The 19,898-nt window shown below is 37.3% G+C and carries 17 protein-coding genes; 10 read left to right on the top strand and 7 right to left on the bottom strand.

Annotation, left to right across the window (positions count from 1 at the left end; genetic code table 11):
- Positions 1 to 3 precede the first annotated feature (3 nt).
- Positions 4 to 591 (bottom strand): NAD(P)H-dependent oxidoreductase, encoded by a 588-nt coding sequence (locus B554_RS0109350; RefSeq protein ID WP_019457840.1) that lies wholly within the window; start codon positions 589 to 591, stop codon positions 4 to 6.
- Positions 592 to 812: 221 nt separating this feature from the next.
- Here B554_RS0109350 and B554_RS0109345 point away from each other — a divergent pair, with 221 nt between their 5' ends.
- Both B554_RS0109345 and B554_RS0109340 read left to right on the top strand, forming a co-directional pair.
- Positions 813 to 1,178 (top strand): hypothetical protein, encoded by a 366-nt coding sequence (locus tag B554_RS0109345; RefSeq protein WP_019457839.1) that lies wholly within the window; start codon positions 813 to 815, stop codon positions 1,176 to 1,178.
- 367 nt (positions 1,179 to 1,545) lie between these two features.
- Positions 1,546 to 2,775 carry an MFS transporter gene (locus B554_RS0109340; protein WP_019457838.1) on the top strand — a complete coding sequence of 410 codons (1,230 nt, stop codon included), beginning with the start codon at positions 1,546 to 1,548 and terminating at the stop codon, positions 2,773 to 2,775.
- A 37-nt stretch (positions 2,776 to 2,812) separates the two neighbouring features.
- On the opposite strand, the gene yccS is transcribed toward B554_RS0109340, so the two are convergent.
- The 4 genes from yccS to B554_RS0109320 form a co-directional block, all read right to left on the bottom strand.
- Positions 2,813 to 4,963, bottom strand: coding sequence for a YccS family putative transporter (gene yccS, locus B554_RS0109335; protein WP_019457837.1), 2,151 nt, complete (start codon positions 4,961 to 4,963; stop codon positions 2,813 to 2,815).
- 194 nt (positions 4,964 to 5,157) lie between these two features.
- On the bottom strand, positions 5,158 to 5,733 hold the full coding sequence (gene sodC / locus B554_RS0109330) for a superoxide dismutase family protein (protein WP_004705268.1): 576 nt from the start codon (positions 5,731 to 5,733) through the stop codon (positions 5,158 to 5,160).
- A gap of 116 nt (positions 5,734 to 5,849) precedes the next feature.
- Positions 5,850 to 6,968 (bottom strand): AI-2E family transporter, encoded by a 1,119-nt coding sequence (locus B554_RS0109325; protein WP_019457836.1) that lies wholly within the window; start codon positions 6,966 to 6,968, stop codon positions 5,850 to 5,852.
- A gap of 124 nt (positions 6,969 to 7,092) precedes the next feature.
- Positions 7,093 to 7,737: a ParA family protein gene (locus B554_RS0109320; RefSeq protein ID WP_019457835.1), complete on the bottom strand. Its 645-nt coding sequence runs from the start codon at positions 7,735 to 7,737 to the stop codon at positions 7,093 to 7,095.
- Between the two features lie 160 nt (positions 7,738 to 7,897).
- Here B554_RS0109320 and B554_RS0109315 point away from each other — a divergent pair, with 160 nt between their 5' ends.
- Together B554_RS0109315 and B554_RS0109310 are read left to right on the top strand one after the other, a co-directional pair.
- Positions 7,898 to 8,365 (top strand): Holliday junction resolvase-like protein, encoded by a 468-nt coding sequence (locus tag B554_RS0109315; RefSeq protein ID WP_002048811.1) that lies wholly within the window; start codon positions 7,898 to 7,900, stop codon positions 8,363 to 8,365.
- Positions 8,366 to 8,504: 139 nt separating this feature from the next.
- Positions 8,505 to 9,077 carry a hypothetical protein gene (locus tag B554_RS0109310; RefSeq protein WP_019457834.1) on the top strand — a complete coding sequence of 191 codons (573 nt, stop codon included), beginning with the start codon at positions 8,505 to 8,507 and terminating at the stop codon, positions 9,075 to 9,077.
- 48 nt (positions 9,078 to 9,125) lie between these two features.
- Here B554_RS0109310 and B554_RS0109305 read toward each other — a convergent pair whose 3' ends face one another.
- Both B554_RS0109305 and B554_RS0109300 read right to left on the bottom strand, forming a co-directional pair.
- Positions 9,126 to 9,659: a hypothetical protein gene (locus B554_RS0109305; protein WP_004705274.1), complete on the bottom strand. Its 534-nt coding sequence runs from the start codon at positions 9,657 to 9,659 to the stop codon at positions 9,126 to 9,128.
- Between the two features lie 15 nt (positions 9,660 to 9,674).
- Entirely contained in the window at positions 9,675 to 10,469 is a 795-nt protein-coding gene (locus tag B554_RS0109300) for a class I SAM-dependent methyltransferase (protein ID WP_019457833.1), read from the bottom strand.
- Between the two features lie 127 nt (positions 10,470 to 10,596).
- Here B554_RS0109300 and B554_RS0109295 point away from each other — a divergent pair, with 127 nt between their 5' ends.
- From B554_RS0109295 to astD, 6 genes are all read left to right on the top strand, one after another.
- Entirely contained in the window at positions 10,597 to 11,874 is a 1,278-nt protein-coding gene (locus B554_RS0109295; RefSeq protein WP_019457832.1) for a hypothetical protein, read from the top strand.
- A 413-nt stretch (positions 11,875 to 12,287) separates the two neighbouring features.
- A complete protein-coding gene (locus B554_RS0109290) occupies positions 12,288 to 13,721 on the top strand; it encodes an amino acid permease (RefSeq protein WP_019457831.1) in 1,434 nt (477 codons plus the stop codon).
- Between the two features lie 1,022 nt (positions 13,722 to 14,743).
- The gene (locus tag B554_RS0109285; RefSeq protein WP_004705282.1) at positions 14,744 to 16,018 is read left to right on the top strand and encodes a Glu/Leu/Phe/Val family dehydrogenase; all 1,275 of its coding nucleotides are present in this window, start codon (positions 14,744 to 14,746) and stop codon (positions 16,016 to 16,018) included.
- 144 nt (positions 16,019 to 16,162) lie between these two features.
- Positions 16,163 to 17,377 carry an aspartate aminotransferase family protein gene (locus B554_RS0109280; RefSeq protein ID WP_019457830.1) on the top strand — a complete coding sequence of 405 codons (1,215 nt, stop codon included), beginning with the start codon at positions 16,163 to 16,165 and terminating at the stop codon, positions 17,375 to 17,377.
- 18 nt (positions 17,378 to 17,395) lie between these two features.
- On the top strand, positions 17,396 to 18,427 hold the full coding sequence (astA, locus tag B554_RS0109275; protein ID WP_019457829.1) for an arginine N-succinyltransferase: 1,032 nt from the start codon (positions 17,396 to 17,398) through the stop codon (positions 18,425 to 18,427).
- The gene (gene astD / locus B554_RS0109270; protein WP_019457828.1) at positions 18,427 to 19,896 is read left to right on the top strand and encodes a succinylglutamate-semialdehyde dehydrogenase; all 1,470 of its coding nucleotides are present in this window, start codon (positions 18,427 to 18,429) and stop codon (positions 19,894 to 19,896) included. Before astA ends, astD begins: the two co-directional genes overlap by 1 nt.
- The last annotated feature ends 2 nt before the right edge of the window (positions 19,897 to 19,898 follow it).

Raw genomic sequence — 19,898 nt, 5'->3', positions numbered from 1 at the left:
TGATTAAGCTGCTGCAAATACAGTGTTTAAGTGTGCTTTATATTCTTCAACATAACGATCAACTTCAGGCATTTTAATTACGTCGTTTACAATGAAAGTTGGAAGCGTGCTCATACCTAAAAATTGATTGGCTTTATGAAATGGTAAATAAACACCATCTACGCCCACACCGTGGAAGAACTGATCAGCATCTTCAAATGCTTCCATAGGTGCATTCCAAGTGAGTGATAGCATATATTTCTTGTCATGAATTAAGCCACCTGAACCATATTTTTTTGAAGCATCAGAGCGGCTACGACCGTCATTTGCATATAGTGAGCCGTGACCTGTCGTAAATACATCATCAATATATTTTTTTACCGTCCACGGTGCACCCATCCACCAGCCTGGCATCTGGTAAATCACGACATCTGCCCATAAGAATTTTTCTACTTCGGCTTCTGCATTGTAGTCGCTATCTGTACGGGTCACTTGAACATCATGGCCTAGTTCAGTGAGATGGTCAGTTGCCAATGCCGTGAGAGTGTCATTTAATTCACCATTTGAATGGGCAAATTGTTTGGCGCCATTAATCACTAAAATATTGCTCATGAGAGTTACTCTAATTAAATTCCTAAATTGATGCATACTTTAGTGAACTTACTCTTAGAGAAAAATGCAGTAATCGGAAAAAGATTATTGATTAAAAATCATGAATTATGCACTAAACAATTATTAAATTTTTCACTCTAAACATAAACACTTTACAAAGTTGAATGGAAAAATTTGTTTATAGCCTTTAGCATCAACGTGAAGTTGTGGTGGAGTTGAGTATGAAAAAAATTGGTTTACTCATGGTGTGTAATTTGTTGATTCTGAGCGCATGTACACCGAATACAAACCCGCCTACACCCCAAGCCAATAGTCCGATACAAGCAGTTTTGATTGATCAACCAAACCTTTTAAATAATGCGAGTAATTTAAGTATTTCACAACAAATGAATGCTTTGGATGATGCTTCTAATGCACAAGTAACTATTTTACAAACTGTGCCTAGTGAAGATGCTATATCAAAAACACGTACCGAATATTTATTAAAACGTGATCAGACCATTTGGAAAATCGTAAATAAAAAACAAAGTTATCAATGTAAAAAAGGGCAGGAGACAACAGACTTCCAAGTCAATCCTTGTCCTTAAAGTAGAATTTCTATCAGGTATGTGGATAACTTTAAGGTTATTCACAATATAAAAATGAGTTGATGCTAAGCAAAATATAGAATTTTAAATGGATGAAACTGTCCGATTGCTGATCAATATAAAAAGTGATATTGTGTCATCCGGAAATTAAGCCAAATGGTAAAAATTACCGAATCTCACGTCATACATTTTTCTTGTCTTAGACACCTTGTGAATACGGTGTTTCACATTCTAAACATGCACTCTCACGGCATATAAAAACTTAATTAAAGATTGACTGACCATACTGTCATCGTGATGACTACATTATTTATTTCAATATGTAGTTGCTGAGACATTTTGGCCGCTATTTTGAAGTGTACAACTCATGAATAATATTCAAACGACAGCGTTGAACCGTACAACGTTGATGTTTCCTTTAGCTTTAGTGCTATTTGAATTTGCGGTTTATATTGGTAATGACCTGATTCAGCCAGCCATGTTGGCAATTACTGAAGATTTTGGTGTGAGTGCAACTTGGGCACCATCTTCAATGTCATTTTATTTATTAGGTGGTGCATCTGTTGCATGGTTACTTGGGCCTTTATCAGATCGATTAGGTCGTAAGAAAGTTCTTTTGGCCGGTGTTTTATTTTTTGCCTTGTGCTGTTTTTTAATTTTATTAACAAGACAAATTGAACACTTTCTGACATTACGTTTTTTACAAGGTATTGGTCTAAGTGTAATTTCAGCAGTGGGCTATGCAGCGATTCAAGAAAATTTTGCCGAGCGTGATGCTATTAAAGTCATGGCGCTTATGGCAAATATCTCATTGCTTGCACCCTTGCTCGGACCTGTACTTGGCGCATTTTTAATTGATTATGTGTCTTGGCACTGGGGCTTTGTGGCAATTGCTTTACTTGCACTGCTAAGTTGGTTTGGCTTAAAGAAACAAATGCCTAGTCAGAAGGTTAGTGTAACTAAACAACCTTTTAGCTATCTTTTTGATGACTTTAAAAAAGTGTTTAGCAATCGGCAATTCCTTGGTTTAACACTCGCGCTACCGCTTGTAGGTATGCCGCTTATGCTTTGGATTGCATTATCACCAATTATTTTGGTTGATGAACTAAAGCTAACCAGTGTGCAATATGGATTAGCTCAATTTCCAGTATTTTTAGGCTTAATTGTTGGTAACATCGTTTTAATTAAAATTATTGACCGTTTGGCTTTAGGTAAAACAGTCCTAATTGGTTTACCGATTATGCTCACTGGGACACTCATTTTAATATTAGGCGTTGTCTGGCAAAACTATTTAATTCCTTGTTTGCTTACGGGTATGACACTCATTTGCTTTGGTGAAGGAATTAGCTTTTCAGTGTTGTACCGTTTTGCACTGATGTCATCTGAAGTATCAAAAGGAACTGTGGCTGCCGCTGTTTCAATGCTATTGATGACGAGCTTTTTTGCAATGATTGAGTTGGTGCGTTATCTCTATACTCAATTTCATTTATGGGCTTTTGTCTTATCTGCTTTTGCGTTTATTGCGCTGTGGTTTATTCAGCCACGTTTAGCTTTAAAACGGGAAATGCAGGAAAGAGTTGCCCAAGACTTACATTAAAAAAATACCGGAATATATATTCCGGTATTTTTTTATTTTACTTAATCTCTTGTTCTAAAAGTTTGCCTTTAAGGGTTAATAATTCAGGCAAGGTTTCTAATAGTAAACTCATTTGTTTTAAAACAAGAGTGTAGCTTTCTGAAAAGTGTTCATGCGTTGTTAGACTTTGTATTTGCTTCAAAGTTTGCTCAAGAAAATTAAAATCAACAGAAGCTTGTTCAAATAAACTTTGGTTAAGGATTTGCTGACAATCCAGTAAGAGCTGTAATACCTGTTGATCCTCAATTTTTTGTCTTTGACTGCCCAAGGCTGCGACATAACTCAACTGGCTGTGGCTATAAACTAGATAACGAAAGGCGTAATGAATCAGTTCTGGTTTGGGATTGGGCTCAACACTTAAGCTCGAAATCATATTCGATAGCTCAATTTGTGCATTATGCGCAGCACGGCGAATTCTGCGATATTCAATGTCCTGATTTTTACCATGCTGGTATTGCTCAACAATTACATTGAAATAATCCAGTGTGGCTTGGCTACTTTTTTTAATATTGTTTGGAATATTACGGAAGTTCCAGTCTGGCCATATAAAGTTAACAGCAAGCCATGCAATAAAGCAGCCTAATAATGTGTCGATTAGACGAGGTAAAATAATACTGAAACCTGCGCCTTTTAAGTTGAAAATGAGCAATACCATTAAGGTTGCCATCAGTGTTGCCAAGGCGTATTTCTTCTGGCGTAAGTAGAAAAAGCTAACTCCACAAATAATGGTAAGAATGAGCTGACCTTCAATACTTGGAACAAAATACAAAATGGGGATACCCAATAAAACGCCAAGTAAGGTTCCAATTGTTCTGAGTTTTAAACGGCTTTTCGTTGCAAAGTAAGTAATTTGGCAAACAAATAAACTGGTGAGCAAAATCCAATAACCGTGCTGGGCGAAAGGTAGCAGTGAAATGCCGTAACCTGCTGCAAACACAACGGCAATTCGTATTGCATGTCTAAACAGAGCCGATTGTGGAGTCAGTTGCTGGCGAATTTTTAAAACAAGGTCAGAAAAATCTTGAATATCGTCATCAAGTAAATTGAGATGATCTTGCTTGTTTTGACTGAGCGTCTCATTAAACGGCTGAGCATATTGAAGTTGTTCAAACTGTTCATGCATGCCTTTTAAATTATTAAAAATCAGCTTTAAGTTTTTAACTTCAAAATTTTGTGGATGCTGTTGTATCCAGTCTTTTAAAGAACCTTCCAAATGATTTAAAACAATTTGTCCTTCTTGAGAAGACTGATATTGCTGATTATGCAAAATACACTTCGCTAAATCATGGCAAGCTTGAGCTTGTAAACGGAGATTTTTCTGAAAACGGAAAATGAGATCACTACGGCTAAAATTTTGTTGAATATGTTCATAGTGTAGATAGTTAGAGGTGGCCTGCTCATGTATATCGCGAGCAAAAAAGTACAGGTTTAACCAGTAAATACTTTTATTACTCACTCGGGATGCTTTAAGACGAGTAAGCAGGGAACTACGTATTTGATTAAGACTTTGTGCAACTTGTGTATTTTGTAGCGATAATTCAAATAAAAGCTGTTCAACATTTTCTTTATTGTCGGGATCAAACAAGCGTGCTTTAGCTTGAAGTAAGGCCGATATTTCTTCAAAAATTTGCGAAAGCTTATCTTGTAAAGGAAGTGTTGGTTTTAAAAGAAAAAATAAAATAGAAGTTAGACCATACCACAGTGCGCCATAGACAAAATAAGTAGGCTGTTGGTACCAGTGAGCATATTCTCCTAAACCAAACATGCTGTAAATCGAGAGTAAAATCGTACCAAAAGAAATGGTGGCGTAACGCTGGCCTAAGGCTCCCAATAAAATGAAACCAGCACTTGAAATTGAAAGATATAAAATAAATAAAAGTTTATAAGGTGCTAAAAAACCAAGAATAGTGCTGACAGTAAAAAAGAGTATGCAAACATAGAGCAGATTACGTAAACGGAGACTTAAGCGATCGTCAAAATCGGTAAGTGCAGCGGCAATCGCACCTAAGGTTACAGGAACGATGAGCTCGTTATGGCCCAACCACAGTAAACCTAAAGTTGTGCCTGTAAGTACAATTAAAATTTGCAGACAGTAAATTAAAATTGAATTCGCTTTAAAACGATTAAATATTTGAGTCAAATAATTCACGGTTTTTTTCTAAATGATAGGGGGCGTGACTAGGGATATTTAAATTTTTTATTACTTGAAAAATATTATGCGCTTTATCTAAAAAAGTCAGTTAATTTTTTAAGATTTTATAATAATTAAGTGAACTAAACTGCTTAATAAAATAGCAAAATTGTGGATATCTTTTTAGATACCCACAATATGAAAATAATAAGTTATTGGATTACGCCACAGGCAATTCGTGCTCCGCCACCACCTAAAGGTAGAGGAGAATCTGAATAGTTATCTCCGCCAGCATGGATCATGATGGCGCGACCTTGAATGTCAGCAAGTTTTAAACGTGGTGCAATAACAGCGGTGGTAGCTACACCATTATTATCAACAACCAATGCTGGTAAGTCGCCCAAGTGTCCTGTAGTTGGCGTACCATGATGTGGCGCTTGATTAGGGTTATAGTGGCTACCCGCAGCTAAAGCGGCACCTGGTTTTCCATCTTTAACAGCAGGGTCGCACGATGCATTTTCATGAATATGGAAACCGCGAGTACCGCTTGGTAAATCTGCTAAAGCAGGGGTAATAATCAGGCCTTTATCACTGTCTTGAAAGCTAATTGTCCCGATTTTTTTACCAATCCCATTGGCTGTTACTTCATTCACATCGACTACTTTTTTGGTGTGCATTGTGGTTAATGCATGCGTCGTATCTGAAACAGTTTTGCTGACCGTGCTACAACCGACTGTTAATAAGGCTGTCAGTGCACATACTGCACTCATTTTATTTAATAATGGCATTATTGGATGTCCTTATAGATATAAAGCTGATTTTTTTATTCAAGCAAAGGCTCGTTAAGCCTACAAGTTAATTTAAATAGTCACTTTGTATCCTGAAACATTTTTAAATCATTGGCTTAATTTTGAGATGGTGGTAAATCATCATCCGAATCATAAATCATAGTGGTTTTTGGCATGGGTTCAGGATCAATGGTTTCATGGAGCCATTCGCGCCAAATCGCTAATAGAACGGCTAAAATAACTGGCCCAATAAATAAACCAACTAAACCAAAACTCGCAATACCACCTAATACACCAAACATAATGAGTAAAAACGGAATTTGGGTTGCACCAGAGATCACAAGAGGGCGAATCACATTATCCGAACTACTTACAATAAGAACACCCCATAAAACCACGCCAATGGCTTCCATAGTTTGCCCTTGAGAGAACAACCATAGACCAACGCCTAAATAGGAAATAGGAGTGCCAAAAGGAATGAGTGCTAATAAGAATGTTGCAATCGTGAGTACCATTGGATTTGGTACACCCGCTACGAAATAACTTAATCCAGCAAGTACAGCTTGAGCAATCGCAGTTAAACCCACACCGTAGACAACAGCACGAGTTGTTTCTGAAATTGTATCTAGATAATGATGAATACGTGGACCGATCACCATTTCTAAGGCTTTACTTACTTGAGTTAAAATGGTGTGACCATCACGATAAAAGAAGAAAAGCGTTAAAATTGCGAAACCAAGTTTGACGATATTTTTACTAATTTCATTGAGTAATACGCGACCATAACTTAAATGGCTTTGAACCCAAGCTGCAATACTTTGAATTGTACTATTGGGGTCGGTATTTATGTCGTTTAGTGTTCGGCTTATTTCTTTACCGACAAAAGGTAAGTTTTTAATGAAGTCAGGTACGTTTAAATGGCCCGAAAAAACTTGGCGTTGCAAGTCGAAATATAGATTGCGGCCTTCGTGCTGCAAAATAAAAATAGCGCATGTGAGTGGAACGCCCACAATTAAAATGACTAAGCTAATCATCAATGAGGCATTCAAATTATGACGGTTTTCACCAAAAAAACGCTGGATTCTTAAATAAATAGGCCAAGTCATGTAGGCAATAATCGCAGCCCAAACTACAGGTACAATAAAGTACTTCAGGATGTTAAATCCTAAAAACATCAGGATAAAAAACAACCCAAACAATAAAACGCGCTGTAAAGTAGGAGCGTATTGATGCACGAACAAAAATTCTCTAATTTTTTAAATAGGATGAGGCCATATTAACTGAAAAATGACCTGAGGCAAATTTTAGGCAGAAATGCTAATGTACACATTTCTGCTCAACAAAAATAAAAAGTTATTTTTAGAACCACTCAGATTTATCTTCAATCAGTTTATTTAAAAGTGGCTGCCATTGAGTTTGAATAGCAATAAAGTTTTTTTGTGGTTTATCAAACACACTCAAACCTTGCATTGCTAGACTGCCATAAGCACTACGCTCTGCAATCCACGCAATCGGTTCATGTTCGATTTTTTCAAAAAATTGCTGAATATCTTTTGAACTGGCGCTGTTCGGTTTAACTCGATTTGCAAGCAGTAAGATTTGTACCTTACCTTTGCGAATACGTTTAATGTCTTGCAAATGCTTGAGAAAACGACGTGTACTATCGATATCAAAAAACGAAGGCTGAAGTGGTGTAATAATGGCATGAGCTTCGCTAACCAATTGTTCAGCGTGATCGCCTGAAAGAGCGCCTGGTGCATCAATAATTAAATAATCTAAATTTTTAGGCGCGTCGCCAATCGATTTTTCATGACGCCAATCTAGGCTTTGAATCGCAGCTACATTTTCTGGACGTTGCTTCAACCATTGTAAAGAAGATTTTTGGTTATCAGAATCTGCTAACGCTACTTTATATCCTTTTTGTGCCAAAGCTGTTGCCAACGTAATGGCTGTCATGGTTTTTCCGCATCCGCCCTTTTGATTTGCAATAAGTATCGTTTTCATAAATCCAATTATTTTCAGCAGCACATGTGTTTATGTTTTATACCTTAGCATCTTTTTATGCGAAGTAGATGACCACCTTTGACAAAAGTTTAAGCTACTCTGTAATTTTAGATATGATTGCTCATCTATCGCGATGATATGTATTTGTTAAGGAAAATTTATGTCCGTATGGCTAGCCATGCTTATAGGTGCTGGTATTGGTATTATTATTACTACACTCATTTTATCAAATACCCGTAATGGTCGAATTAAGGCCGAATACGAGCAATATATTGCAGAGTTAGAGCTTGAGCATCAACAGGCATTAGCACAAGCACAAAAGAGAAGTGTAAATACAAGTCGCGCCGTATTAAAAGGTAAAATGGCAGAACAATTCGCGCCGATTTTACCTGAGTTTCAATACTTACCAAGTGATGCCAAGTTCTTGGGTGATCCAGTTGATTACGTTATTTTTGATGGCTATACCGATTTTAGAGATGGGGACGGGACTGCCGAGGATATCCAGATTATTTTACTTGATATAAAAAGTGGGGGAGCGCGTTTAACCAAAGGGCAGCAGGCAATTGCTCAAGCAATAAAAGAAGGAAAGGTTCGTTTTGAAACGTTACGAATTGATTTTGAAGATTAACAACCTATTTAATTAGGCACAAAAATAGACGAAATTGATCTGCATTGTTACTAAATTCCGATATTTTTTTCATCGCTTAGCGCTACCATAAATTAGAGATCTACTGCATTTGATCTAGCAATATTTGAGGTATAAAGCGATGAAAAAACAACATGTAATGATAGGCTTATTGGCCTCTTTATGTATTAGCTCAGCTTTTGCTTCGACGGCCTCTACTTCTGGGGAATACAATATTGCAAATGGTCTGTTACCGATTGAAAAAGATCAGTCAATTTCTGTGTTACAACCATTTCAAGGCAATTTTAGAATTTTAGGTTCAAAAATTTATAAAAATGATGAACAAGCTAAGTTTTCACCGATTGATTATGCGGTAAGTTGGGGACTGTTTGCTCAACCAGATATTGCTCGTACTATTTCAGTTAAACAGTATGACCGCTATTTGAACTGGAAAATGAGTAAGCTTCCTGTACCTGCTGAGCAAGCCATGCAAATGGTGTCTAATATGCACATCATTCCTGCAAGCCCTGAGATTGCTCAACAAATTAAACAAGTTAAACGCGGTGACTTGGTATACCTCAAAGGTGAGTTGGTTGAAATTAAAGACAAAAATTTAGTTTGGCGATCATCTTTAACCTCAACTGATACAGGTGATGGTGCGTGTGAGTTATTCCGTGTTCAAGCAATTCACTGGGTTGAAAAACAAAATATATAAATTAAAAAGCCTTCTTAATCAGAAGGCTTTTTATTGCACGCTATAAAATTAATGCTGCTGCGAAGCTTTCCAGTATTTCAACTGGTTCTGTGCTTGTAAGTAGTCAGCCAGTTGATTGACCTGTTCATCTTTATTGGCTTGTTTATCATTTATATGTTTTTCTTGGTTTTCCCAATATTGATAAAGCAAGCCTTGAATATAACGACCTTGTTCAGTTTTTAAGTCGAGGTCTTTTAACATAGTCAATGCTGAACGAACATTATCAAGTGTACGTTTCTGTTCAAACTCTGTGGTAAGTGTACCTGCTGCATGCATTTTTTCTAGCTCAGTTTCCATTTCATCGCTCATTTCAGTAAAGCGACGGTCATAGTCCTCTAATAATGCAATGTCATGCGCATCGTCAGCAGTGGCCGCGAATTTTTTAACAGGTCTTTCATTGAGCTTTTCCATCACCTGATCGGTAGATGAATTTGTCTGATGTTGTTCGGTCTTTGCTGGCTCATCTGCTTTTTTACAAGCAGTCAATAATAGGCTAGAGCTGAGCAAAGACATTAAGATGATATGAGGCGTTTTTTTAAACATAGCTTTCAACCGAACCTATTCTCTATGATTTGACGACGTACTTTTCTGAAAGTGATATGCATATGTGACATATGGAAAATCAATCTGATCTTGTGGGCCTAGCCCTGTAAAATCATAAACAATTTTCTCAAACTGAGCTTTGAGCTGTAATTGATCTTTTTCGGTCATTGCTGCAATAAAACTTGTAGAGAGTAATCTTTTACTCACGACTTGTTCGACAGTACCATGCTGTGATTGCGAAAAAGTTTCTAAGCTATCAAGAGTAAATAAATTTTGATTTTCAAAAACATTTTTCCAGTTTTCACTATGGTAACGCGGTGTATCACCTTCAAGGGGTAGCAAAAAATCTGCTAAGGCTTTTACCCAGTTCGTACGTTCATCACGCTGGTTCCACACGAGTCCCAAATGTCCTTGCGGTTTTAATATTCGATGGATTTCAGTCAGTGTTTCCATGTTGTCAAACCAATGGAAAGATTGAGCGCAAATGACCGCATCAATTTGTTGATCATCTAGCGGAATAGCGTGGCTAAACGCTTGTAAAGTTTTAATATCAGTATAGGCTTGCTGAAGCTGTTGTAACATCTCGCCAATTGGCTCTACTGCAAGAATATTGGCATGGGTTTGTTTTAAGTAGGGTAAGAATTTGCCAGTACCTGAGCCAAGATCAATAACAGTAGAGTTTTCATGTATTTGGAGGCGTTCTTGCAGCCAACTGACTATTTCTGCTGGATAATTCGGTCTAACTTGCTGATAAAGCTCCGCAGCGGAACTGAAGCCTTTTTGAGCGGCAGGATGTAAGGATTGTGTCATATTTTGCGCTTTTTAATCTGACTGGCATCTATAAAATAAGATACTCCGCAATCATAAATTGGCAAAACACCTATTTTGTTTCATTTTTGACGATGTATGTGGGAGTAAATTTTCTTTCGGTGTGAGCATGGATAAGCAAATTATTTTTGAAGACGAACACATTAGAGCCATTTTTTTACAAGGCGATTCTAATACATTAGTTCTCTCTTTTGGCGATTTGATTACCCGAGCGAGTGGCTTATCTATCAATGCTGAAAAGTCTCTAATAAAGTACCAATACAATGTTATTGGGATTATGCCAAAACAAAAATCCTGGTTCCCAAAAGCCAGTATGGTTGAAATGGCCAAAGCCATTTTGCCTATTATTCAGCGTTTTAAAAATATTGTAGGTTATGGCGGCTCAATGGGCGGCTATGCAGCAATCAAATATTCGAATCTTTTAAATATGAATCGAATCGTTGCATTTGTACCTCAATATTCAATTGACCCTGAACAAGTTGAAGACCGACGCTACGCTGAATTCTTTGATGCTGTCGCAAATAAAGACATGCAAATTCAGCAGCAAGATATAGATGTAAGTCGTGAATATATTATTGTTTATGACCCTTATTTTGCCGTCGATCGTGAACATTACTTAAAAATAAAAGAAATATTGCCAAGTTTACATACGGTTCATTTGCCTTTTACGGGACATGAAGCTTTATCTGTATTGGCGAGTTCAAGTCTTTTACATGATTTTATTGAACATGAATTTGATGAAACATATTTCTATCAACACGTTCGTAAAATTAAAAAACAAAGTAAATTCTATTACCGTAATGTACTTGCCAATGTGCTGACTTATCATGACAGTATGTTATTGAAAATCTTACGTCAAAATGATTTTCAATTAGATGAGCGTTATTTAGATAACCCGCTCAAGCAAGCCATTACGCGTAGTCTTGTAAAAACAAAGCAGGCGACTGAACAAGACTTCCAAAAACTTGGAATTAAAATTCAGTACAGCCAGCAAGTTGTAAGCTCTAACAAAGGCTTGCAGACTCACTCTGGTACAGTCTTAGTATTCAATTTAATTAATCTAAAGCTTGAAAGCTATGCTGTAGATGTGTTGCTCGCAAATACATCGTATCTGATTCCGATTGTGGCAGAGCAGACCAGAGTTGCACACATTGAATTAAATAATGAAATTTATTTGTTAGGTATGAATGACCGAAAAATTATTAAATTATTTAAACAAGGTGATGCATTAAGCTCGGATATGAGTCCATTTGTCATTAAACAATATTCTGATTTTTTTGCATTGAGCTATAAGCAATTCAATTTAGATTGTGATGAACAAGGCGTTTGTGACTACATTGAAGGTTCAGTTCAACCATCGCAACAATTTGTACTGACCCGTTTTTAATTTAATTTACTGATTAAATAAAGCCCAAATCATCAAATTTGGGCTTTATTTTTTGCTCAAAAAATATTTTTTTATTAATTTATTTGTATGTAAAATTAAAAATCATTATTTAAATAAATAGTGAGACTAATTTTTAAATAAAGATAGAACTAAAAATAGTCATGATAAATTAAGTGAAAAATTATTATATTTAAAAATTAATGGTTTTTGTTAGCACATAAATTAAATAAATAGTATAGGGTTAATTAAAATACAATCTTTGCTTGGATATTTGTCAATATATTGTTTTTTATATCTATTTTGTTTTCAATGATAATGGTTGCTTAAAATAGCTTCACTATTCAAAGATAATTGCATATTTATTTTTTTCTCCTAAAATGATTTTTTACTAAATTGTCGTTACAGTTTTTTATATGCAATCATTAAATTATCGGAATAATGATGCATCGCAACATGGAAGTTCTGCACCTTTGAAACGAGCAATGAGTACTCGGCATTTGGTGATGATCTCCCTTGGCGGTGCCATAGGTACAGGTCTTTTTTTAGGGTCTGGCGACGTAATTGCTCAAGCAGGCCCAATTGGTGCAATTATCTCTTATTTCTTGGGCGGTTTGATTGCCTACACTGTTATGCTCTGTCTTGGTGAGCTAGCAGTTCATGTGCCTGAGTCAGGTTCTTTTGGTGAATATGCACGGCGTTATATTGGCCCGGGCACAGGTTATATGATTACCTGGTTATATTGGTTGACTTGGACTGCCACTTTAGGAACTGAATTTACTGCCGCAGCTTTACTGGTTAAGGAATGGTTTCCTACCACTTCTGTTTGGGCATGGACTTTGTTTTTTGGTGGACTCGTCTTTTTCCTTAATATTAGTTCAACGCGTTTATTTGCTGAATCTGAGTTTTGGCTTGCTCTTATTAAGGTTATAACAATTATTGTTTTTATTACTTTGGGATTGCTCGCGATTTTTGGTTTTATTCCTTATCACGGGCATGAAACAGCGCCATTGTTTAGTAATTTGACTGCTCAAGGTTGGTTTCCGCACGGGTTATTTCCAATTTTTACAACCATGCTCATAGTAAATTTTGCTTTCTCTGGAACTGAGCTTATTGGTGTGGCTGCGGGTGAAGCAGAGGATCCAGCGAAGACTGTTCCTAAAGCAATTAATGCAGCAATTTGGCGCTTACTTATATTTTTTGTAGGGACAATTGTTGTTATTTGCTCTTTGCTTCCATTTCATCTTGCAGGTCTTAATGCAAATGATGTGAGCAGTAGTCCATTTGTGACGGTATTTAACTATATTGGTATTCCGTATGCAGAAGACATTATTCGTTTTGTCATTATTACGGCTCTACTTTCAGCTGCTAACTCTGGTTTGTTTGCTGCGTCGCGGATGATGTGGTCGCTTTCGGCAAAAAATCAATTACCTAAAATTTTCGCTAAACTTACACCATCTGGAACACCTATTGTTGCCATTATTGTGACCATGTTTGGTGCTATTCCCGGGTTACTTTCAGAACAGTTTGCGCCAGAAACAATTTTCAAAAATTTACTAGGTGTTGCTGCTTTTACAATGGTGGTGGTGTGGATCGCAATTTGCGTTTCACAATTTAACTTCCGTAGACAATGGTATAAAGCCGGCAAAACAGCAAAAGATTTACGTTTCGCTGCGCCACTTTTTCCGCTTACTCCAATTGTAGGTGGTCTATTTTGTATTGTTACCTGTGTGAGTATGGTATTTGATCCATCAATGCAAGCTGGTTTCGTTTGTTGTTTAATTTTTATCGTCTTATGCTATCTCAGTTATTTTATCTTTTATCGTAAGAAAGAGATTGCTCAGAACTAAGCTTGGTTAAGTTGAAAAAGGTCCCTCAAGGGACCTTTTTTATGTCTAAAAATTGAGCTTGGTTCTGATGTTTTATATATTTTTTTTAAAAATGTTTTTTTTATTTTAATAAAAAAATCAAATAATGATTCATAAATTAACCATTTGTCGGAATGTTATTAATAGCTAATTATTATAAGTTTTTAAATAAGTATATGTTTAACATGGTTATTTAATATCGAAGAAAATTTTATATTTCATTTTTTGTTTTAAATTAAATCAAACTAAAAAAATATTATGAAATTTTCTGCAAGTTTTGAGTGTTTTTTGAAATTTTTTGTTAATTAAGTTGTTGTTATTAAATGGTAATTTTTTGATCATTTTTAATTTTAATATTTTTTTAATTTCCATAAAATAAAATGATCATGGTTAAAGGTGTTTTTTAGATTGGTTACTTTTTTATTATAAAAAAGATGAGAAATTGATTATTTTTTCTCTGCTTGTTTATTTTAAAATGTTCTAAATTACCTTGCTCTGTGCTATATTTACTTAAAGATTTTATGTCTATATGAAAGCATCAATTATCTGCTTGAGTACCGATATAAAGCTTGCAGTATTAATGAACAATTTTTATTTAAAAAGACTAATGGAGGGATCTATCGATTAGTCAAAAATAATTTTATGGACTTATGGTTTTTCGGTTTATGAACCCGAGTTCTTTTTAACTCCCAAACGGTTGTATCACCTCTTTTGTACTTATTTCCAATCGGCTTGTTTGAGTTGGTTGCGGTGGACTTTTGCTTTTATAAAGACGTTTTTATAAACAGCAGATGAGGCAAAAGAAAGATTGTAAAAGATATCGATATATAAAAGTAAATCGTACTTTTGATATCACAAGATGGAATTTAAAGGGTCTAAAGCTTTAAAAGGGCTGAAGATTTTATAAATAAATCAAAACATTGTTATTGCAAGGTTTTGGTTGCTGAATAATAAAGACTGCGGATTTATCACATCTGAGTCTGTATAGGTAGATAGGAAAAAAGATGTCAGATCTTTCATACGTAAACGAACATAGCGATGCATGGCAAACTTACTTGGCACAAATTGACCGTGTTGCTCCGTACTTAGACCACTTAGCTGAGTTTATCGATACATTAAAACGTCCAAAGCGTGCGCTTATTGTTGACGTGCCAATCGTAATGGATGACGGTTCTATTCAGCACTTTGAAGGCTACCGTGTACAACACAACTTGTCTCGTGGTCCTGGTAAAGGTGGTGTACGTTACCATCCAAACGTTGATTTAAATGAAGTGATGGCGTTATCTGCATGGATGACAATTAAAACTGCTGTTTTGAACTTGCCATTTGGCGGTGCAAAAGGTGGTATCCGTGTTGACCCACGTAAACTTTCAAATCGCGAATTAGAACGTTTAACTCGCCGTTATACGACTGAAATCGGTCACATTATCGGGCCTCAAAAAGATATCCCAGCTCCAGACGTTGGTACAAATGCCAATATCATGGGTTGGATGATGGATACTTACTCTACAAGCCAAGGTTATACAGTAACTGGTGTTGTAACTGGTAAGCCAGTTCACTTAGGTGGTTCTTTGGGTCGTGTTAAAGCGACTGGTCGCGGTGTATTCGTTACAGGCCGCGAAGTAGCTGCAAAAATCAATTTACCAATTGAAGGCGCGAAAATCGCTGTTCAAGGTTTTGGTAACGTAGGTAGTGAAGCTGCTTTCTTGTTTGTTGAATCAAAAGCAAAAATCACTCACGTTCAAGATCACACTGGCACAATTTTCAATGCTGACGGTATTGATCTTGTTGCATTACGTGAACACGTAAATGCAAACCAAGGTGGTATTGGTGGTTTCGCTGGCGCGCAAGCAATTGCTGATGAAGATTTCTGGACTGCAGATGTAGACATTATTATTCCTGCTGCGTTAGAAGGTCAAATCACAGTTGAACGTGCTGAAAAACTTAAAGCTAAGTTGATTTTAGAAGGTGCGAACGGCCCGACTTATCCTAAAGCTGAAGATGTTTTAGTTGAGCGTGGCATTGTTGTGGTTCCTGACGTGGTATGTAACGCCGGCGGTGTAACTGTAAGTTACTTCGAATGGGTTCAAGACATGGCGAGCTACTTCTGGACTGAAGAAGAAATCAACGAGCGTTTAGACAAGTTGATGGTTCAAGCTATGCATGACGTTTGGAATACAGCAAACAGCAATGCTTGTACTTTACGTACAGCAGCTTACATCTTGGCATGTGAGCGTATCTTAAAAGCTCGTAAAGAACGCGGTATTTTCCCAGGCTAATCTGAGGAAATTACCTTTTAGAAAAAGTGGGCTGAGTAAATATAAAGGATGTTATAGAGTTATTTTCTCAGTCCCTTTTTCTAAATAAATTAAATAAAAGACAGTAAGACAGATTAAATAAATTAAATAGATACTGAGGTAAGCATGGAACAGCCAATTTCTGTAACTCGAAGCAACTTTAATGACTGGATGGTTCCAGTTTTTGCACCGGCAAATTTCATTCCGGTACGTGGTGAAGGTTCACGTATTTGGGATCAAGAAAATAAAGAATATATCGATTTTGCAGGCGGGATTGCAGTAAACGCATTAGGTCATGCGCATCCAGTGGCAGTAAATGCTTTAACAGAACAAGCAACAAAACTTTGGCATGTCGGCAATGGTTATACCAATGAACCAGTTCTACGCCTTGCTAAACAACTCACCGAAAATACATTTGCAGACAAAGTATTCTTCTGTAACTCAGGTGCAGAAGCGAATGAAGCAGCTTTAAAGCTTGCTCGTAAAGTTGGACTCGACAGCGGTGTGGCAGGTAAAAGCGGCATCGTGGCATTTAATAATGCGTTCCACGGTCGTACTTTATTTACCGTTTCAGCAGGTGGTCAGCCAAAATATTCACAAGACTTTGCACCACTTCCAAATGGTATCAACCATGTTGCCTTTAATGATTTAGAAGCTGCAAAAGCAGCCATTAACGAACAAACATGTGCTGTGATTGTTGAACCGATCCAAGGCGAAGGCGGCGTTATTCCTGCTGACATCGAATTTTTAAAAGGTTTGCGCGCGCTGTGTGATGAGTTTGGTGCCTTACTTATTTTTGATGAAGTACAAACCGGTGTAGGCCGTACAGGTTCACTTTATGCTTACATGAACTCAGGTGTTACTCCGGATATTCTTACCACTGCGAAAGCATTAGGCGGTGGTTTCCCAGTGGGTGCAATGTTAACGATTGATAAATTTGCTCCGCATTTTTCAGTGGGTACACATGGTACAACTTATGGTGGTAACCCGTTAGCAAGTGCTGTTGCTGGCGCAGTATTTGAGTTTATTAATACGCCAGAAGTGCTTGAAGGTGTAAGACACCGTCATCAATATTTCCTTGATGCATTAAATACTTTAAATGCTGAATATCAAGTTTTTGATGAAATTCGTGGTCAAGGATTATTGATTGGTTGCGTATTAACAGCTGAATATGCTGGTAAAGCAAAAGACATTACGACTTGGGCAGGCGAAGAAGGATTACTTGCTTTAATTGCTGGACCAAACGTGGTTCGTTTTACTCCATCTCTCATTATTCCTGAACAAGATATTGATGAAGGGATTGCTCGTTTAAAAAGAGCTTTGGCAAAGTTGGCTAAATAAAAAAAAGGAAAGCTAGCCATGATGATTGTCCGTCATGCCGAGTTTCGAGACCTTGAAGATATTTATAAATTAGCAGGTAAGTCAGGTGTTGGCCTGACTTCCTTGCCACAAAATATGGATACGCTTTCGGCTCGAATTTCACGTACTCGCAATACTTTAAATGGTAATGTCCATAAGAGCGAACAAGGTTATTTGTTTGTTCTTGAAGATACAGAAGCTCAACGTGTTATTGGGGTAAGTGCAATTGAGGTTGCTGTAGGTTTAATTGAGCCTTGGTACAACTTTCACGTGGGTACTCAAGTTCACGCTTCAAAAGCATTAAATGTCTACAAATCATTACCGACATTATTTTTAAGTAATGACAGAACGGGAAGCAGTGAGCTCTGTACATTATTTTTAGATCCAGAACGTCGTGAGAATCAAAACGGTAAATTTTTATCAAAAATCCGTTTTATGTTTATTGCTGCTTTTAAGCAATATTTCGAGAAAAAACTCATTGCTGAAATGCGTGGTTTCTCTGATGAAAATGGATGTTCGCCTTTCTGGGATGCGATTGGACACCATTTTTTCAATATGGATTTCTCCACAGCAGATTATTTAAGTGGAATTGGTCAAAAAGTTTTTATTGCGGAACTTATGCCACGTTTTCCAGTTTATGTAGACCTCTTGCCAAAAGACGCGCAAGAAGTAATTGGAAAAATGCATCCACATACTCTGCCTGCTTATCATGTGCTTGAGTCTGAAGGTTTACGTTATCAAGGATATGTCGATATTTTTGATGCAGGCCCAACGATTGAAGCCAATATTGATGAGTTGCGCGCAGTAAAAGAAAGTCAATTTTTAACTGTCAAAATTACAAATGACGCAACAGTAGGTAAAACACAATACCTTGTTGCCAATGATGATTATCACGACTATCGAGCCATGTTAATGAAGCTTGATCTCGTAGATAGCACTCTAAATTTAACCCATGAACAAGCTGAGAAACTCGGTGTACAAGAAGGCCACGCTGTTCGTGTGTTATCACTAAATCCTATGGAAGTATCCTGATGTCAAACTCTTTATTTATAAACGGTGTCTGGTTACAAGGCAGCGGTACAACATTTGTAAAAACAAATCCGGTTGATAACCAAACTGTATGGTCAGGTGGTGAAGCTACGGCTAGTGATGTTGAGAAAGCTTGCCAAGCTGCACGTACAGCATTTCCTGCATGGGCACGTTTACCTCTTGCTGAGCGCGTTGCGATTGTAGAAAAGTTTGCAAAGCTGCTTGAAGAAAATAAAAAACATTTAGCAGAAGTCATTAGCCAAGAAACTAGCAAACCTTTTTGGGAAACCTTAACTGAAGTTCAATCTATGATTGGCAAAGTTGCGATTTCGATTCGTGCTTATCACCAGCGTACTGGCGAAAGCTCAACTGAAATGGCAGATGGTGTGGCATCTTTACGTCACCGTCCACATGGTGTACTTGCAGTTTTTGGTCCATATAACTTCCCGGGCCATTTACCAAACGGACATATTGTTCCTGCATTACTTGCGGGCAACACAGTTGTATTTAAACCAAGTGAATTAACACCTTGGACTGCTGAAGAAACTGTAAAACTTTGGCAACAAGCAGGTTTGCCAAATGGTGTAATGAACTTAGTTCAAGGTGGCCGTACTACTGGCGAAGCTCTGGCTGCTTCACATGAAATTGATGGTCTATTGTTTACCGGAAGTGCAAACACTGGTTATCACTTGCATAAGCAAATGGCAGGTGCGCCTGAGAAAATTCTTGCACTTGAAATGGGTGGCAATAATGCATTGATTATCGATGAAATTGTTGATGTCGATGCTGTGGTTAATCTGGCTATTCAATCTGTATTTGTTTCGGCTGGTCAGCGTTGTACATGTGCGCGCCGCATCTTGGTAAAAAATGGTACAGATGGTGATGCATTTATTCAACGTTTCGTTGAAGTTGCTAAGAACTTGAAAGTGGGTCGCTGGAACGATGAACAACAGCCATTTATGGGTGGTGTAATTTCATCAGTTGCTGCAACAAACATGATGAATGCTCAGCAAAAGTTACTTGAGCTTGGTGCCAAAAGCTTATTGCCAATGACGCGTCCTCAAGAAGACAGTTCGCTACTGACTCCGGGCATTGTTGATGTAACAGGTGTGGCGGGTATTCCAGATGAAGAATATTTTGGCCCGCTTACGACCATCCAACGTTATGACAGCTTTGATGAAGCATTGAAAATTGCTAATGCAACACGTTTCGGCTTGTCAGTTGGTTTGGTTTCTCCAAAACGTGAACTGTTTGATGACTTACTCATTGAAGCACGTGCCGGTATTGTGAACTGGAATAAGCCATTAACAGGTGCTTCAAGTGCCGCACCATTTGGTGGTGTTGGAGCTTCAGGCAACCACCGTGCAAGTGCATTTTATGCTGCTGACTACTGCGCTTGGCCAATGGCTTCACTTGAAAGTGAAAGCTTAAGTTTGCCAGAAAAATTATCTCCAGGGATTGTGTTGCCTTAAAC

Source organism: Acinetobacter sp. GG2, from assembly GCF_000292385.1.
Lineage (GTDB): Bacteria > Pseudomonadota > Gammaproteobacteria > Pseudomonadales > Moraxellaceae > Acinetobacter > Acinetobacter seifertii.
Note: the sequence above shows the minus strand (reverse complement) of the source record. Positions and strands in the feature narration are given on the sequence as shown.

Bases quoted from the DNA above. Each gene is read 5' to 3' on its own strand.
- B554_RS0109315 (WP_002048811.1), top strand. From the start codon at position 7,898: ATGTCCGTATGGCTAGCCATGCTTATAGGTGCTGGTATTGGTATTATT.
- B554_RS0109285 (WP_004705282.1), top strand. From the start codon at position 14,744: ATGTCAGATCTTTCATACGTAAACGAACATAGCGATGCATGGCAAACT.
- B554_RS0109340 (WP_019457838.1), top strand. From the start codon at position 1,546: ATGAATAATATTCAAACGACAGCGTTGAACCGTACAACGTTGATGTTT.
- B554_RS0109295 (WP_019457832.1), top strand. From the start codon at position 10,597: ATGGATAAGCAAATTATTTTTGAAGACGAACACATTAGAGCCATTTTT.
- astA (WP_019457829.1), top strand. From the start codon at position 17,396: ATGATGATTGTCCGTCATGCCGAGTTTCGAGACCTTGAAGATATTTAT.
- B554_RS0109350 (WP_019457840.1), bottom strand. From the start codon at position 591: ATGAGCAATATTTTAGTGATTAATGGCGCCAAACAATTTGCCCATTCA.
- astD (WP_019457828.1), top strand. From the start codon at position 18,427: ATGTCAAACTCTTTATTTATAAACGGTGTCTGGTTACAAGGCAGCGGT.
- sodC (WP_004705268.1), bottom strand. From the start codon at position 5,733: ATGCCATTATTAAATAAAATGAGTGCAGTATGTGCACTGACAGCCTTA.
- B554_RS0109345 (WP_019457839.1), top strand. From the start codon at position 813: ATGAAAAAAATTGGTTTACTCATGGTGTGTAATTTGTTGATTCTGAGC.
- B554_RS0109290 (WP_019457831.1), top strand. From the start codon at position 12,288: ATGCAATCATTAAATTATCGGAATAATGATGCATCGCAACATGGAAGT.
- B554_RS0109300 (WP_019457833.1), bottom strand. From the start codon at position 10,469: ATGACACAATCCTTACATCCTGCCGCTCAAAAAGGCTTCAGTTCCGCT.
- B554_RS0109310 (WP_019457834.1), top strand. From the start codon at position 8,505: ATGAAAAAACAACATGTAATGATAGGCTTATTGGCCTCTTTATGTATT.
- B554_RS0109280 (WP_019457830.1), top strand. From the start codon at position 16,163: ATGGAACAGCCAATTTCTGTAACTCGAAGCAACTTTAATGACTGGATG.
- B554_RS0109305 (WP_004705274.1), bottom strand. From the start codon at position 9,659: ATGTTTAAAAAAACGCCTCATATCATCTTAATGTCTTTGCTCAGCTCT.
- B554_RS0109320 (WP_019457835.1), bottom strand. From the start codon at position 7,737: ATGAAAACGATACTTATTGCAAATCAAAAGGGCGGATGCGGAAAAACC.